The sequence below is a fragment of the Cobetia sp. UCD-24C genome (genome assembly GCF_001306765.1).
Taxonomy (GTDB): domain Bacteria; phylum Pseudomonadota; class Gammaproteobacteria; order Pseudomonadales; family Halomonadaceae; genus Cobetia; species Cobetia amphilecti.
Window position 1 is genome coordinate 1 of the sequence record NZ_LJTD01000006.1, and the last position, 16,269, is coordinate 16,269.

At 64.4% G+C, this 16,269-nt stretch carries 10 protein-coding genes; 5 read left to right on the forward strand and 5 right to left on the reverse strand.

All coding sequences use genetic code 11. The features are described 5' to 3' along the window. Positions 1–470: 470 nt before the first annotated feature. Both AOG28_RS09820 and AOG28_RS09825 read right to left on the reverse strand, forming a co-directional pair. Positions 471–3,413, reverse strand: coding sequence for an FAD-binding and (Fe-S)-binding domain-containing protein (locus tag AOG28_RS09820; RefSeq protein ID WP_235507010.1), 2,943 nt, complete (start codon positions 3,411–3,413; stop codon positions 471–473). A gap of 62 nt (positions 3,414–3,475) precedes the next feature. Then, entirely contained in the window at positions 3,476–5,182 is a 1,707-nt protein-coding gene (locus tag AOG28_RS09825) for an L-lactate permease (RefSeq protein ID WP_054556317.1), read from the reverse strand. 425 nt (positions 5,183–5,607) lie between these two features. On the opposite strand from AOG28_RS09825, the gene AOG28_RS09830 reads away from it, so the two are divergent. The 3 genes from AOG28_RS09830 to AOG28_RS09840 all read left to right on the forward strand — a co-directional run bounded on the left by AOG28_RS09830 (position 5,608) and on the right by AOG28_RS09840 (position 10,393). Continuing rightward, positions 5,608–6,378 carry an FCD domain-containing protein gene (locus AOG28_RS09830; protein ID WP_054556318.1) on the forward strand — a complete coding sequence of 257 codons (771 nt, stop codon included), beginning with the start codon at positions 5,608–5,610 and terminating at the stop codon, positions 6,376–6,378. 83 nt (positions 6,379–6,461) lie between these two features. Then, on the forward strand, positions 6,462–8,861 hold the full coding sequence (locus AOG28_RS09835; protein WP_054556319.1) for an ATP-binding protein: 2,400 nt from the start codon (positions 6,462–6,464) through the stop codon (positions 8,859–8,861). Continuing rightward, complete coding sequence (locus AOG28_RS09840) at positions 8,858–10,393, forward strand: sigma-54-dependent transcriptional regulator (RefSeq protein ID WP_054556320.1); 1,536 nt, start codon at positions 8,858–8,860, stop codon at positions 10,391–10,393. Before AOG28_RS09835 ends, AOG28_RS09840 begins: the two co-directional genes overlap by 4 nt. Positions 10,394–10,456: 63 nt before the next feature. Here the strand turns inward: AOG28_RS09840 and AOG28_RS09845 are convergent, their stop codons facing one another. The 3 genes from AOG28_RS09845 to AOG28_RS09855 form a co-directional block, all read right to left on the reverse strand. Further along, positions 10,457–11,164, reverse strand: a complete 708-nt coding sequence (locus AOG28_RS09845) for a metal-dependent hydrolase (RefSeq protein ID WP_054556321.1) — start codon at positions 11,162–11,164, stop codon at positions 10,457–10,459. A 293-nt stretch (positions 11,165–11,457) separates the two neighbouring features. Beyond that, positions 11,458–12,000 (reverse strand): gamma carbonic anhydrase family protein, encoded by a 543-nt coding sequence (locus AOG28_RS09850; protein ID WP_043335714.1) that lies wholly within the window; start codon positions 11,998–12,000, stop codon positions 11,458–11,460. Positions 12,001–12,197: 197 nt separating this feature from the next. Continuing rightward, positions 12,198–13,541 (reverse strand): sodium-dependent transporter, encoded by a 1,344-nt coding sequence (locus AOG28_RS09855; RefSeq protein ID WP_054556322.1) that lies wholly within the window; start codon positions 13,539–13,541, stop codon positions 12,198–12,200. 271 nt (positions 13,542–13,812) lie between these two features. Between AOG28_RS09855 and prlC the strand changes: the two genes are divergently transcribed. Continuing rightward, a complete protein-coding gene (gene prlC / locus AOG28_RS09860) occupies positions 13,813–15,861 on the forward strand; it encodes an oligopeptidase A (protein ID WP_054556463.1) in 2,049 nt (682 codons plus the stop codon). 147 nt (positions 15,862–16,008) lie between these two features. Continuing rightward, positions 16,009–16,260 (forward strand): YheV family putative zinc ribbon protein, encoded by a 252-nt coding sequence (locus AOG28_RS09865; protein ID WP_043335719.1) that lies wholly within the window; start codon positions 16,009–16,011, stop codon positions 16,258–16,260. Positions 16,261–16,269 lie beyond the last annotated feature (9 nt).

Here is a 16,269-nt window from a genome sequence, read left to right on the forward strand (position 1 = left end):
ACCAAACTTGGTTCAGAGTCAAACTTCTCGTGAGAGGCTTGCTCCGATATTTGGTGACCTTGTCACCACTCATCGGCAAGCGCTCACACGAATTACCTGATCAAATTTTTAAAGAGCGTCGCTGTTAAGCGAGGAGGCATATTTTACCTGGAACGCTTGAGAAGTCAAGCACTTGATGATGAGTCAGTCGACTGCCTCTAAGCATCATCAAGTGGTGAGGAGCGCTGCCCGATCACCTGTTCCGTAAGGAGTGCGACGTATTCTAGCGAATCGCCCGGGATTGTCAATCGATGATGTCGAAGCGGGCTTCAAAAACATCAAGCAAAACAATCACCTGAAAACCTCTTTCACCGCTGGTAACGCCATGCGTCCCCGGCAGCGGATGCGTACTTTACGCACGAACCGCCGTGAGGGCAAGGGCTTTTTCAAGAGATTGTCATCAGGGTGTCATGCATCTCGAACACCTCCCATCACCTTGGTGCCGATGCTCTATCGACCAGACCGAGAATCGATTGATAGCTGAGCCCGGAGTGCTCACTCAGCCCTATCTCGCAGGTGCGCGAGTTAGAAACCCCGTAGTCGCAATCGGCGACTACCTCCTTCAGTCCCTTCAATGCCGAAGCATTGAGCTCCGGTGTACTGAAGCCCTTGTCGCCGGCGAAGCCGCAGCAGGTGATCTCTTCCGGCACGACGACTTCACTGGCGCACTGCCGCGCCAGCGCCACGAACTGCTCTGCCAGCCCCATGCGGACACTGGAGCAGGTGACATGCACCGCGACTCTCGCCTTGAGCGGTGTGATCGAGAGATAGGGCAATAAATAGTCGAGTACCAGCTGCACCGGCTCGACCAGAGCCAGCGACACCTCGAGGTGCTCGCGCGCATAGGCCTGAGCCTGTGCCAGGCACGGACTGGTATCACAGAAGATCGGCAGCCGTCCGCCGTCACTCGCCTCCACCAGCGCCGTTGCCAGCTCGGCGGCCTTGGCATCTCCCGCCTCGAACTGCCCCTTGGACTGGAAGGCCATGCCACAGCACAGCGCCTCCAGACCTTTCGGCAGCACGACCTCGAAGCCGGCCTTGTCCATCAAGGCCAGCGCCATTTCCGTGACACTGCGCGGGTCGCGATCATCAGCGGCGACCCCGAAGACACGCGTGGCGCAGGACGGGAAGTAGACGACATGCCCATTGGGCGCTGCACTGCGCCCCAGTGGCTGTGCGAGATGCTTGAGATAATCACGCGGAGCGGCGGCCGGCATGCTGGGAGTCCATTGCTGCACCCTGTCGCCGGACACCTTGCGAGCAGCCTGGGTCAGGCGACGCATGTTGCGCGTGCCGACGACACCATGCAGCCCATCCGCCAGCCTGAGCACGCCACGCATGCCGCTGGTGACACGTGTGAAGTGCTCACCGGCCCAATGCGCCACCTTCATCTTGCCTGGATGATCGGCACCGGCGTTCTCCTCATGACGCAGCCCCCGGATCAGATCACCGGTATTGATACCGACCGGACACTGAGTCGCGCACAGGCCATCGCCCGCACAGGTCTCCATGCCCTGATAGGCGTATTCCTTCCTGAGCACTGCCAGCTGGTCGCGCTGTGCATCATCCGGTGCCTCGAGCGCAGCCAGGCGTGCGATCTCCCGTCGGATGACGATGCGCTGGCGCGGCGTCAGGCTCAGGTTCTTCGACGGGCAGACCGATTCACAGAAACCGCACTCGATGCAGCGGTCCACCAGCGGGTCCGCCGCCGGCAATGGCTTGAGGTTTTCCAGATGCAGGCGAGTATTGCGCGTCAGGATCACTTCCGGATTGAGCAGGTTGCCCGGATCAAAGGCCTCCTTGATACGCCACATCAGGGCATAGGCATCCTTGCCCCACTCAAGCTCTACATAAGGCGCCATGTTGCGACCGGTGCCATGCTCGGCCTTGAGCGAGCCACCATATTCCTGCCCCACCAACTGCGCGACGTCATCCATCAGCGCCTGATAGCGCGCCACCTCGCCTTCGCGCTCGAAGCCCTGCGGGAAGACGAAGTGAAGATTGCCCTCCAGCGCATGGCCAAACAGGATCGCCTGGGAGTAACCATGCCGCTGGAAGACCTCCGTCAGCGCACCGACGCCTTCCGCCAGCCGCTCGATGGGGAAGGCGACATCCTCGATGATCACGGTGGTCCCCAGGTCACGCACTGCACCGACCGCCGGGAACAGCCCCTTGCGGATCTTCCAGTACAGCGCATAACGCTGCGCATCCTGAGTGAAGGCCCACGACTCGCAGGTCTCGATGCCTTCCAGCACGCGGGCAACCTCGGCCATGCGCGCCTCCAGCTCCTGATGATGCGCGCCCCGCACATCCACCAGCAGCGCGACCGCCTCTTCCGGCAGGGTGCGCAACACGTCCGGCATGCCCGGTGCGTCCTCGACGGAGCGCAGCGCCGCGCGGTCCATCAGCTCTACCGCCGCGACCGGCGCCGTCTTCAGCAGCATGGTGGCGCGACAGGCCGCATCGATGTTCGGGTAGTACACCAGCGCCGCCGCCTTGTGCGGCTCCTCGATCACGGTGCGATAGGTAATAGAGGCGATGAAGCCCAGCGTGCCTTCCGAACCGATCATCAGATGCTTGAGGATCTCGAGACCATCGGCATAGTCGACCAGCGCATTGAGGCTATAGCCGGTGGTGTTCTTGAGCCGATACTTGTGGCGGATGCGCTCGGCCAGCTCAGGGGCGGCGCGCACACTGGCCGCCATGCGCTCCAGCTCCGCGAGCAGACCACCATGACTGGCGCGAAAGGCCTGCACGCTCTCCGGCGAGGCCGTATCCAGGCAGGTGCCATCGGCGAGAATGACGCGCAGGTCCTCAACGGTGCGATAACTGTTGTGCGCCGTACCGCAGCACATGCCGGACGCATTGTTGGCCGCGATACCACCGATCATGCAACTGTTGATCGAAGCCGGGTCCGGGCCGATCTTGCGCCCGAAGGGTGCCAGCAGCTGATTGGCACGCGCCCCGATCACCCCCGGCTGCAGGCAGATGCGGCTGCCCTGCTCCAGCACCTGCGCCCCTCGCCACTCACCACCCAGCTGGATGAGCACCGAATCCGTCAGCGCCTGGCCGGACAGTGACGTCCCTGCCGCACGGAAGGTCACCGGCAACTTGCGCGCCCGGCATTCGCGCAACACATGCCCCAGCTCCTGCTCGTCATGCACCCGCACCACCAGTTGCGGCACCAGCCGATAGAAGCTGGCATCCGTCCCGTAGGCCAGGGTACGCAGCGGATCATGGATCAGGCGCTCACCGGGAATGTGCTGCGCCAACGCCTCGCGCAGGGCGTCATAGGCAGCAGCACGCGCCTGGGGTGAGGCATGCCCGCCCATGGCAGGGTGAGTGGTGGAGTCAGGGGCAGCAGCGGCGGTCATGGCCAGTCTCTTTATCAGTCAGTCAGGATGTCTTTCAGGGTATCAGTCAACACGGATCACGCTTACGGCAGCAGCGGATCACTCAGACCCACCAGGTGGAACGCCAGCATGCCCAGCACGCCGGAGGCCAATAGATAGTAGGCGGTCGGAATCGCCGTCATGCGCAGGGTACGACCCTCACGCCCCAGCAGACCGACGGTCGCCGAGGCCGCCACGACGTTATGGATGGCGATCATGTTGCCGGCCGCGGCCCCGACCGCCTGCAGCGCTACCATCAGCGCTCCCGACAGCCCGAGCTGGGCGGCGACGTTGAACTGGAACTGGGACAGCATCATGTTGGAGACCGTATTGGAGCCGGCGATGAAGGCGCCCAGCGCGCCGATGCCCGAGGCGAACAACGGGTAGGCCTGACCGAGGCTGTCTGCCACCACGTCCGCCATCACCACCGGCATGGACGCCAGGTCGTTCAGATTGACGCCGGAGTTGATCAGGATGCGCACCATCGGAATGGTGAACACCAGCACGAAGCCGGCGCCGACCAGTGTGCGCCAGGATTCGCTGGCCGCCGCCACCAGCTGGCGAGAGGCCATGCGATGCAGCAGCAGCGTGATCAGGGCCACGAAGACCATGATGCCGCCAGGCAGATAGAGCGGCTGTATCGCGCCGGAGATACCGCTGGCACCCAGCAGGTCAGTGGCACTGAATTGCACGCTGACCAGCCAGCCCTTGAAGTCACTCGATACGCGTGAGGCGACCAGCAGCAGCGCGATCAGCCCATAGGGCAACCACGCCAGCCACAGAGGCAGCGGCTTTCTGCCCGCCGCGGCGGCCTCGACATCATCACGCTCCAGCGTCAGGTCACCCAGCCAATGCTTGGGCCACTCGGCCTCGGGCGGAAAATCCCAGCTGTCCTTCGGCAGTAGAAATCCGGCACGCGCCGCTGGCACCACGAGGATCAAGCCGACCAGAGCGCCGATCAGTGACGGGAATTCCGGGCCGAGGAAGATACCCGCCGCCACGTAGGGCAGCGTGAAGCACAGGCCGACGAACAGCGCGAACGGCGCAATCGACAGCCCCTCGCTCCAGCTTTTCTTCGCGCCGAAGAAGCGCGTCATCATCACGGTCATGAACAGCGGCATCAGCAGGCCGACGATGCCATGCACGATGGCGACCTCCGAGGTGATCAGCTGCATGAAGGCCTCCCAGCTGGAATGGTTCGCCAGCAGCTGCTCACCGAGATTGGCCTTGTCGAGGCCCGCATTCACGCCGATCACGATCGGCGTGCCCACCGCCCCGAATGATACCGGCGTCGACTGGATCATCATGCCCACCATCACCGCCCCCAGCGCCGGGAAGCCGATGGCGACCAGCAACGGCGCCGCGATGGCCGCAGGCGTCCCGAAGCCGGAAGCCCCCTCGATGAAGCTGCCGAACAGCCAGGCGATGATGATGGCCTGTACGCGACGGTCGGGACTGACGGTGGTGAAGGCGCCGCGGATCACCGCGATCGCCCCGGAATGCTTGAGCGTATTGAGCAGGAAGATGGCGCCGAAGATGATCCACAGCACCGAGACGGTCACCATCAGGCCCTGCAGCGTGGAGGCCAGAATGCGCGTCAGCGACATCTGCCACACGAAATAGCCGATGGCAGCGGTGACGAGAAAGACCAATGGCATGGCGCGACGCGCGGGCCATTGCAGACCGACGAGCAGGATGCCCGCCAGCAGGATAGGGGTGAAGGCCAGTAAGGCCAGCAGTGGCTCGGACATGACGGAAACTCCGCAGGCGAATTGTTGTGATTGTTGTCTGGCACGGCAGTGAAGGACTCGGGGGTTGGCGCACCCTTGGGTCAGGCCTTCCGATAAATTGGTCATACCAATTTACCCTGCTGCACTTCGGCATAATCTAGGCGTCGCCTTGAAAGGGGTCAAACATCATGTGGTGCAAGGCATCTAGACATTGGTCAAAGCAGCCTCATTGCGTAAAATTGGTCTTACCAATTACTGAGAACGCCAACCTCCCACGCGAGGCGTGGTTATCACACATATTGGTAAGACCAATGTCGGCTGTGGCGTGGAATGCCCACGGGCCACACTGATCATCGGCAGCGCCGCAAGCGCCCCTCTCTTGCATGCCGCACACCGGCTTTCCAGCGTTCGGCGCCGCCTTTCACCTTTGCCGCAAGGACACTTCCATGCGTTACGCCCCTGTCCGCCAACCCCGTATCGCCGATGTACTCACCGAGCGCCTCGAAAGCATGATCATCGAAGGCAGCCTGAAACCTGGCGAGCGCCTGCCGCCGGAGCGCACCCTGGCCGAGCAGTTCGAGGTCTCGCGCCCCTCCGTGCGGGAGGCCATCCAGAAGCTGGCCGCGCGCGGACTGCTGACCTCACGCCAGGGCGGCGGCACCTATGTCTCTGAAGAGCTGGCGCGCGCCTGGTCGGACCCGCTCAGCGCGCTGCTGGGTCGCCACGGCGAGTTCAACCTCGATCTGCTGGAATTTCGCGATGCGCTGGAGGGCATCAGCGCCTACTACGCCGCCATGCGCTCCACACCTGCCGACAAGGCAATGCTGCGCCAGCGCTTCGAGGACCTGGAGAAGAGCTTCGAGGGACGTGACCCGGAGCGCGAGGCCGGTGCCGATGCCGCCTTCCACCTCGCCATCGCCGAGGCCGCGCACAATGTGGTGCTGCTGCACTCGATGCGCAGCCTGTTCCAGTTGCTGGAGAAGAGCATCGTGGCCAACCTGCGCCACCTGTTCGAGAAGCCGGAATCACGCCCGCGCCTGATCCAGCAGCACCGCAGCCTGTTCGAGGCGATCATGGAAGGCCGCGCCGAAGATGCACGCAACGCCGCCCATGAGCATCTGGTATTCGTCGAGGATTCGCTACTGGAACTGGAGCGTGCCGAGACTCGTGCCCAGCGCGCCTTGCGCCGTGCCCAGGCGGCGCCGGATGGCTCATGACGCTCAGTCATGACGCCCTGGGTGAATATGAAGTTCCGGATATGCAGTGCTTGAGATGAGGGCCTGAACATGAAGGCTTGCCGATGAAGGACACGCGCCTGCCCCAGCTGTGGCGTCTCGTACTGGCGGTCGCGCTACCGCTGGGGCTGATGCTGTGCGTGTGGCAGGCGGTCTCGATGGCGCGCAGCCAGGGCCTGGAGCGCCTGGGGCATGAGGCAGACAACGAACTGCGTCTGACCGCCGCCAGCCTGCGCGGACAGCTGAATCGCCACGCCTATCTGCCCAGACTGGTGGCAGAGAATGACCAGCTGCGCGACTTTCTCGATCATCCAGAAGACCCCAGCGCGGAAGTGGCGCTCAATCAGCGCCTGGACCGCATGCGTGAGCTGGCCGGCATCTCGGACCTCTATCTGGTCGATGACACCGGCACGACCATCGCCGCCAGCAACTGGCGCTCCGCCAACACCTTCATCGGTCAGAACTACCGCTTCCGCCCCTACTGGCAAGACGCCATCAACGGCGGCGAGGGGCGCTTCTACGGGCTGGGCACCAGCTCCGGTGAGCGCGGTTATTTCTTCAGCGCTGCCGTCACCAGCCCCCAGGGCCGACGTGGCGTGGCCGTGGTCAAGGTGCAGATAGAGGCGCTGGAGGCGGCGTGGCTCGACCAGAATGCCGACATCATGGTCACTGATCCGCATGGCGTGATCTTCATCGCCAGCCAGGCGCAGCGGGTACTGCGCACGCTGGAGCCACTCAGCGAGGAGACACGCAACCGGCTGCTCGATACCCAGCGCTATGCCAATCAGCGCCTGCGCCCGCTGCGCCTGCATCACCGCGAGGCGCTACCGGAGCTACTGGGCTCGCCCTTTGAGTCACGCCGAGACACGACCTCCATCGAGCTGTTGCAGCTGACACCGGGGGATCTCTGGCAGCACGCCTGGTTGAGCCTGTCCCAGCCACTGCCGGACATCGGCTGGCGCCTGCATGTACTCAAGCCACTGGCACCGCTGCGCAGCGGTATCTGGCAAGCGGCCGGGCTCGCGGCCGGTGGTTATGCCTTGCTGTGTCTGCTGGCAGGGCTGGGCTGGCAGCGACTGCGCATCCTGCGTGAGCGTCGCCTGTTCGCCGAGCGCGAGCGCCAGAATCTCGCCAGCAGCCAGCAACGGGTGCGCGGCATCATCGACCGCACTCAGGCTGGCCTGTGCATCCTCGATGAGCGGGTGCGGCTGGTGTATCTCAATCCGACGGCCATCGCGCTGTTCGGCTCGCCCTTGAGTGCCGATGCCTCACCGGGAGACTCACCCCGCCAGCCCAGCGCGCGCGAAGGGCGTGATCTGCGCGAGCTTTTCCTGCCGGCCGAGCGCCACCTGCTGGACCGCCTGACCCAGCCCCGCTCCGTCGGCCCACTGGAAGTGCACGGCCTGCGCGAGGGTGTCGCGGTGCCACTGGAGCTTTCCTGCTCGCCGCTGCCCAGCCCCAATGGCCCGCGCTGGCTGGTCACGGTCTTCGATGTCAGCGAACGCCGTGCCCAGGCCGAACAACTCGCCCAGGCATGTGATGCCTTCGAGCAACGGGTGGTCGAGCGCACCCGCGACCTCGCCGCCAGCAACACGCGCCTGAGCGCCGAAGTCGAGGAGCGCACCCGCGCCGAACGCGAGCTGCGCGAGACGCGTGATGAATTGATCCAGACCGCCAAGCTGGCGGTACTGGGGGAACTGGCCGCCGGCATCAATCATGAGCTCAATCAGCCATTGGCCGCCATCCGCGCCTATGCCGAGAACGCGACCGCCTTCCTCGCCCGCGCCCAGACCTCCCAGGTCGAGAGCAATCTGCGCCAGATCACCGAGCTGACCCAGCGCATGGGCGAGATAAGCGCGCAGCTGCGTCAGTTCTCACGCAAGAGCGGTGATCGCCTGGAGGCCATCGACCTCACCACCAGCCTCGACTACGCCCTGCGCCTGCTGCATGCACGCTGCGAGGCACTCGGCGTGACCCTCATTCGCGAAGCGAGTCCAAAGCTTGACCGGGTGCGCGCCGAGCCGGTACGCCTGGAGCAGGTGTTGGTCAACCTGCTCGGCAATGCGCTGGATGCGCTTGCCGACATGCCCCCCGAGCGCACGGAGCCCCCCAGCATCCAGCTCAACCTGCATGAGCAAGCGGGCAGCGCCGGCAATCAGATCGTGCTGGAAGTCCACGACAACGGCCCCGGCCTCGAGCCATCGCAACTGGTACGCGTGTTCGAACCCTTCTATACCCAGCGTGCCGACGGCCAGGGACTCGGGCTGGGGTTATCGATCAGCGCGCGTATCGTCGCCGACCTCGGCGGCACCCTCGAGGCGTATCCCTCGCCGCTGGGTGGCGCACTGTTCCGGCTGACGCTGCCGGCACTCTCGATGCACTCACTGGCGATGCCCTCACAGCCGTCGATGCCCTCACAATCCCCGATGCCACCCACCGCCAACCATTCACAGGAGCCGTCATGAGCGACGTCACGAATACCGACATGCAGGTGCTGGTGGTGGATGACGAACCGCACCTGCGCGACAGCCTGAGCCAGAGTCTGATGCTGGCCGATTACCGCACTCGCCCGCTGGCCAGTGCCGAGCAGGCACTGGCGATCCTGCGCGCCGAAGCGCCCTTCGAGGGTGTGGTGGTCACGGACATTCGCATGCCGGGCATGGATGGCCTGAGCCTGCTGCACGCGGCGCATGCCGTGGATGACGAGCTGCCGGTGATCGTGATGACGGGGCATGGCGACATCGATACCGCCGTCGCGGCCATGCAGGCCGGTGCCTGGGATTTCATCGAGAAGCCCTTCGATCGCGAGCGCATGCTCGATGGCGTGCGGCGTGCGGTGGCCGCCCGCCGGCTGGCGCTGGAGAACCGCTCGCTGCGCGAACAGCTGGATACCCAGCGCAACAGCGCCGGCCCCAGGCTGGTCGGCAGCAGTGACATCATGCAGCGCCTGGATGCCCAGGTATCACGCCTGGCGGCGGTCGATGCCGACACCCTGCTGTATGGCGAGACCGGCGCCGGCAAGGACCGTGTCGCCCGCTGTCTGCACGAGCGCAGCGCCCGCGCCAGCAAGCCCTTCGTGGCACTCAACTGTGGCGGCATGCCGGAGACATTGATCGAGTCGGAACTGTTCGGCCATGAGAAAGGTGCCTTCACCGGTGCCAGCGAGCGCCGCATCGGCAAGCTGGAACACGCCGACGGCGGCACCCTGTTTCTCGATGAGATCGAATCGATGCCGATGTCGTTGCAGATAAAACTGTTGCGGGTGCTGCAGGAGCGCAGCATCGAGCGGCTCGGCAGCAATACGCCACGCCCCATCGATATCCGCGTCATCGCCGCCACCAAGCGGGATCTGCGCGAAGCGGCCAGCGCCGGCGAGTTTCGCGAAGACCTCTACTACCGCCTGAACGTGGTCACGCTGTATCTGCCGCCACTGCGCGAGCATGCCGAGGACATCCTGCAGCTGTTCCGGCACTTCGCGATTCTGGCCAGTGAACGCACCAGTCTGGAAGTCCCGCCGCTGGATGCCACCACCCTGCAGGCGCTGCTGGCGCATGACTGGCCGGGCAACGTGCGTGAGCTGAGAAACTGTGCGGAGCGCCATGTGCTGCTGGGCGGACTGGAGGGCAACATCGGCGACAGCATGGCGGAAGGGCGACCGCTCACTGCGGGCACGAGTGGCCCGGCCGTGGACAGCCCGGAAGCCACAAGAGAGGCGGACAGAGAAGGCATCACCGCCGGCACGGGCGAGCGGCATGCATCAGGAGCACCGAGGGAATCAGGCGAGCTGGGGGAACTGGAGCACAACGTGAAGGCAGCCACGCAGGCGCAATCGCTGCCGCAGCGCATGGAGGCGTTCGAGGCCGCGCTGATTCGCGAAGCCCTGGCGGCCAGCAAAGGTCAGGTGGTGATGGCCTGCGAACGACTGGGCCTGCCGCGCAAGACGCTCTACGACAAGCTCAAGAAGCACGGCCTGAGCGCCGAGCCCTATCGTGCCTGATGCATCACAACCAAGGCATCACAACAGCAACTGAGATTCGCGCCGGCCTTAAGCCAGACGGCATCAGACGCCGGCCATCAACCGCGACAGGCCTGCGCCGAACACGGACAGCGGCCCCTGCAGATGCATGATGTCCACCAGTACCGACAATGGCGGTAGCCAGGGCGTCATGGCGGCGATCACCGCCACCATCGCCAGCGAGTTGCCCGGCTCACGATAATCGAACAGCTTGAAGGCGGTGCCGAAGCTGCGCTTCAGGCGTGCGCCGACCATGTCGACGCTGTACATCTCATCGAGCAGCAGGTGGATCATGGCGCCGAACAACAGGGCCGCGCCCTGCCACCAGGCCTGCTCCTCACTCTGGCCGAGCAGATGCAGACTGGCGGCCGTCACGCCCAGCGAGCACAGCAATGAGGCCAGCAGGGAATGCCAGATGCCGCGATGGACGGTGAAACGCTTGAAGATGGCGCTGGCCACATAGCGCACGCCCAGATAGGTGGCGCCGCCGGCCATCATCAGCGGCCCCGCCAGCAGACGGTCCTGCAGCAACAGCACGCAGGCCATGGTCGCCAGTACCGCAAACAGCGTGAACAGGATACGGATGGCGCGCGAGTTGTCGGAGTCGATATCCGGCAGGATACCGCCGAAGGTGGTCAGACTCGCCAGCGGAACCCCCTCCGCCAGCGACCACAGGCCGCCCTGCCAGCCCGCCGCCGCGACGATGCCGCCGGCAAAGGCCGCTACGGTGATATGGGTACGAAAATTGGCCATGAAATACGGGTCGCGAGCCCTCGACGATGTCACTGGACCAGACGCCACACGCTGGCACTGGATATACGTCCAGATTATGACGCAAGCATTTCATGAAAAACAATGGCTTGTCCTGGTTTGTGCGCGCCACTGCCACATCTGCCTTCTAAAGCTCGTGGAAAAACCGATCCTGGCCTGTGGAAAATCCGCCCCTGGCTTGCGGAAAATCCGGCCCTGAAACGAGCACTCCCCCGCCGGCCTGAGCCAACGGGGGAGTGATCATTGCTACGTCTGCCGCTCTGTGCGAGGGAGGTTCAGTCGACGTAGTCTTCGGCCAGATGCTGATCCTTCAGCTTGACGTAGTTCACCGCCGAATAGGTGAAGAACTCACGCTCACTGTCCTTGATGGGGCGCAGTGCCTTGGCCGGGTTGCCGGCATACACATGCCCGCCCTCGAGGCGCTTGCCCGGCGGCACCAGCGCACCCGCCGCGATGATGACTTCATCTTCCACCACCACGCCGTCCATCACGATGGCGCCCATGCCGACCAGCACACGGTCGTGAATGGTGCAGCCATGCAACACGGCCTTGTGACCGATGGTGACGTCATCGCCGATTTCCAGCGGATAGCCGCCCGGATTGAAATCACTGGCGTGGGTGATATGCAGTACCGCGCCATCCTGCACGCTGGTACGCGCGCCGATGCGGATACGGTGCATGTCGCCGCGAATCACCGCCAGCGGCCATACCGAGCTGTCATCCCCGAGGGCGACATCACCCAGCACCACACTGGCCGGATCGACGAAAACCCGCTCGCCCAGTCGCGGCGTCAGGCCCTTGAAGGATCTAATGCTCATGCCTTACCTCCTGAATTAGGCAACCAGCCTACTGCGCCAAACACCGGGATGCCAATAGCGCAACGGCCTGACTCGCGTTGCGATGTTTTCGACACCCCGTCCCGACGCCCCGCTTGCAGGCTCGCCATGCCCCACGCATCGCGCCACGCCGTGCGCTGACTCAACGCCAGATTCACGTACCGATGGCGCAAGCGGACTTACTTGAAGAAGCTCCAGCCCAGCACGACGACAACCAGCGGAATCGAGATCCAGCGCAGTACCCAACGCCAGGTGCGGAAAAAGCCACGCGAGGTGCCGAGGCCTGCCAGCGCACGATTCTGCGGCATCACCCAGGCCGCGAAGATGGCGATCAGCAGCCCGCCGATCGGCAGGAAGAAGTCCGGCGGAATCGTCGTCACCGCATCGAAGACATTCATCTCGCCCAGCACGTGCACATCCTTGAGGCTCGAGAAGGACAGCACCGACAACAGCCCCATCGCCCACACCGAGACACCGACCACCAGTGCCGCGTGGCGACGCTTGAGCCCCCAACCCTCCAGCACCTCGACGATGGGCTCGGCGATGTTGATCGAGCTGGTCCAGGTCGCCAGCAGCAACAGCAGGAAGAACAGCGCCAGCAGCACGCTGCCGCCCGGCAGATTGGCGAAGGCGATCGGCAGGCTGACGAACATCAGGCCGGGGCCGGAGGCCGGGTCCATGCCCTGGCTGAAGACCGCCGCGAAGATGGCGATACCCGCCAGCAGCGCCACACCGATATCCAGCGCCGCCACGGCGATCGCGGCCGTCGGCAGACTCTGGCGCTCCGGCATGTAGGCGCCGTAGGCCATCAGGGCACAGGCGCCGACCGCCAGAGTGAAGAAGGCATGCCCCATGGCATTGAGCATCACGTCCAGCGTGATGGCACTCGGGTTGGGCATGAACAGCCAGCTCAGCGCGGGACCGAAGCCGGGCGTGCTGATGCTGTAACCCGCCAGCGCCAGCAACAGCACGTAGAGTAGCGGCATCATCAGGTTGTTGAGGCGCTCGAGCCCGGAAGAGATACCGGCGGCCACCACACTCATCGTCATCAGCATGAAGACGGTGTGGTTGAAGGTCATTGTGACCGGGTCTTCCAGGAAGGCACCGAAGGAAGCGCCGATCTCCGGCGGGCTCATGCCACTGAAGTCACCCTTCAGCGAATCGACCAGATACTCGATCGACCAGCCCGACACCACCGAATAGAACGACAGGATGAAGAACATGGTGATGGCGCCGAACAGCCCCAGCCAGCGCCAGTGCGGGGTGCGGCCACCGCTGACGGCCAGATGGGCCAGCGCCTGCATCGGCCCGCGACGTCCGGCACGCCCGATCATGATCTCGGCCATCATCACCGGCAGGCCCAGCAACAGCACGAAACCGATATACAGCAGCAGAAACGCGGAACCGCCGTTCTCGCCGGTCATGTAGGGGAAGCGCCAGATGTTGCCCAGCCCTACGGCGGCGCCGGTCACGGCCAGAATGAAGGCTCGGCGACTGCCCCAGCGTTCGGTGGTTTCGCTCATGTCTGCTCTCGTGGTCTCGGTACGGGGGAAGGATACGGGCCCCACTCAGGGGCCAAGGCCAGCAAGATAGCAGCCGTACCGGCCTCGGCCAATGCGACATGCGCGTGGCGACGCCCGCCTATCGAGGCGATAGATTGAATAACACGCGCCGAGGCCTCACATTCTAGGTATCCCTGCGGCAGCGGTGACGCCGTTTTCACGGCGCAATCGATGCGCAAGTTCTCCTTTACCGCTCACCGCTGCCGCCCACCCGAATGACGCGAGGTACATGATGTCGATCAATCCCCTGATGGAACGCAATACCCTGCCCCCCTTCGACACCCTCAAGGCCGAGCATGTCGAGGACGCGATCAGCGAACTGCTGGAGCACAACCAGCAGGAGATCGAGCGCCTGATCGAAGCCACCCGCGATGACACGCGCTGGGACAACTTCGCCGCGCCGCTGGAAGCGCTGGGTGATCGCCTGAGCCAAGCCTGGTCGCCGGTCTCGCACCTCAACTCGACCATGAACTCGCCCAAGCTGCGTGAAGCCTATCAGGCCTGTCTCGCCAAGCTGTCGGCCTACTCTACCTGGGTGGGTCAGAACAGCGACCTGGCCGCGGCCTATCAGCGCCTCGCGGACAGCGATGAGTTCGCAAACCTCGATGAAGCCCAGCAGAAGGCGATCACCAACAGCCTGCGCGACTTCCGCCTCGCCGGTGTCGACCTGCCGCAAGACAAGAAGCAGCGTTACGGCGAGATCCAGGCGCGCCTGTCCGAGCTCTCCAACACCTTCTCCAACCATGTGCTGGATGCCACCCAGGCCTGGCACAAGGATGTCGGTGAAGAGGCACTGGCGGGCGTACCGGAAAGCGGCCTTGAAGCGCTCAAGGCCAATGCCGAAGCCAAGGGCCTGGAAGGCTATCGCATCACCCTGGACTTCCCGAGCTTCTTCCCGGTGCTCAGCTATGCCGACAACCGCGAGCTGCGCGAGGAGGTCTACACCGCATTCGTCACGCGCGCCTCGGAGAAGGGCCCCAACGCCGGTGAGTTCGACAATGGTCCGGTGATCGAGGAGATTCTGGCCCTGCGTCAGGAGCTGGCCGCGCTGATCGGCTTCGACGACTACGCCTCGCTGTCGCTGGCGACCAAGATGGCCGACTCGCCAGCGCAGGTCATCGCCTTCCTGGATGACCTCGCCACCCGCGCCGTGCCGCAGGCGCGTGAAGAGTTCAACGAGCTGGCGGCCTATGCCACCGAGAGCCTCGGCATCGACGACCTGCAACCCTGGGATGTCGGCTACGCCAGCGAGAAGCTGCGCGAGTCGCGCTACGCGATCAATCAGGAGCAGCTGCGCCCCTACTTCCCGGCGCCGCAGGCCATCGACGGGCTGTTCGAGGTCGTCAACCGCCTCTACGGCATCACCTTCAAGCAACGCGAAGTGCCGGTATGGCACGAGGACGTCAGCTACTACGAGGTGATCGAGAATGACACCCCGATCGCCGGCTTCTATCTCGACCTCTACGCGCGTGAAGGCAAGCGGGGCGGTGCCTGGATGGATGAGTGCCGCGTGCGTCGTCGCCGCGAGGATGGCAGCCTGCAGCTGCCGGTCGCCTACCTGACCTGCAACTTCACCCGCCCGGTGGGCGATCGCCCGGCGCTGCTGACCCACGATGAAGTGGTCACGCTGTTCCACGAGTTCGGTCACGGCCTGCATCACATGCTGACCCGTCAGGAAGTCGCCGAAGTCTCCGGCATCAACGGCGTGGCCTGGGACGCCGTCGAGCTGCCCAGCCAGTTCATGGAGAACTTCTGCTACGAGCGTGAAGGGCTGGATCTGATCGCACGTCACGTCGACACCGGCGAGCGCCTGCCGGATGACATGCTCGAGCGCCTGCAGGCAGCCCGCAACTTCCAGGCGGCGATGACCATGGTCCGCCAGCTGGAGTTCTCGCTGTTCGACTTCCGCCTGCATCATGAGCTCGACAAGCCGTCGGCCAGCGATGTCCAGGCGCTGCTCGACGAGGTGCGCAGCAAGGTCGCCGTGGTGCCGGCGGTCGAGTTCAATCGCTTCCAGAATGGCTTCAGCCATATCTTCGCCGGCGGTTACGCCGCGGGTTATTACAGCTACAAGTGGGCCGAAGTGCTGTCGGCAGACGCCTTCAGCGCCTTCGAGGAAAGCGCGGTCTTCGATACCGCCACCGGCCAACGCTTCCGTGACGAGGTACTGGCACGCGGTGGCTCGCGTGACGTCGCCGAGCTGTTCCGCGCCTTCCGTGGCCGTGACCCGCAGGTCGATGCCTTGCTGCGTCACTCCGGCATCGGTGCCCAGGCGGCCTGATCTCGCCCCGTCTCGGGATGGCGCAAGCCTGACCACGAGCTGCTGACCATGCGCCCCTGACCTTTACCGGTCGGGGGCGTATCATATGGCGCATCATCCGCCCGAGGCGGGATTGCCAGACCTACCCTGACCCTGACTGGAGGCACCATGTCTACCATCAAGCGCTTCATCGCCGGTGCCGTCTGCCCGCGCTGCGGAGCAATGGACCGCCTGCGCACCTGGGAGCAGAACGAGACCCGCTACCGTGACTGCGTGTCCTGCGACTTCTTCGAACAGCAAGCCATCGAGGAACCGCCGACCCTCGCCGAGATTTCCACGCGCGTGAGCGACCCCCGCGAGACGCCGGCGAGCGATGAGGTTCAGCCGGTGCGCATTCTGGACCCCGGCAAGCTACACTGACACCTGCTG

What these genes read in the sequence shown, in the direction of transcription:
- AOG28_RS09865 (WP_043335719.1), top strand. Translation starts at nt 16,009, where the DNA reads ATGTCTACCATCAAGCGCTTCATCGCCGGTGCCGTCTGCCCGCGCTGC.
- AOG28_RS09825 (WP_054556317.1), bottom strand. Translation starts at nt 5,182, where the DNA reads ATGTCCGAGCCACTGCTGGCCTTACTGGCCTTCACCCCTATCCTGCTG.
- AOG28_RS09855 (WP_054556322.1), bottom strand. Translation starts at nt 13,541, where the DNA reads ATGAGCGAAACCACCGAACGCTGGGGCAGTCGCCGAGCCTTCATTCTG.
- AOG28_RS09835 (WP_054556319.1), top strand. Translation starts at nt 6,462, where the DNA reads ATGAAGGACACGCGCCTGCCCCAGCTGTGGCGTCTCGTACTGGCGGTC.
- AOG28_RS09845 (WP_054556321.1), bottom strand. Translation starts at nt 11,164, where the DNA reads ATGGCCAATTTTCGTACCCATATCACCGTAGCGGCCTTTGCCGGCGGC.
- AOG28_RS09830 (WP_054556318.1), top strand. Translation starts at nt 5,608, where the DNA reads ATGCGTTACGCCCCTGTCCGCCAACCCCGTATCGCCGATGTACTCACC.
- prlC (WP_054556463.1), top strand. Translation starts at nt 13,813, where the DNA reads ATGTCGATCAATCCCCTGATGGAACGCAATACCCTGCCCCCCTTCGAC.
- AOG28_RS09820 (WP_235507010.1), bottom strand. Translation starts at nt 3,413, where the DNA reads ATGACCGCCGCTGCTGCCCCTGACTCCACCACTCACCCTGCCATGGGC.
- AOG28_RS09840 (WP_054556320.1), top strand. Translation starts at nt 8,858, where the DNA reads ATGAGCGACGTCACGAATACCGACATGCAGGTGCTGGTGGTGGATGAC.
- AOG28_RS09850 (WP_043335714.1), bottom strand. Translation starts at nt 12,000, where the DNA reads ATGAGCATTAGATCCTTCAAGGGCCTGACGCCGCGACTGGGCGAGCGG.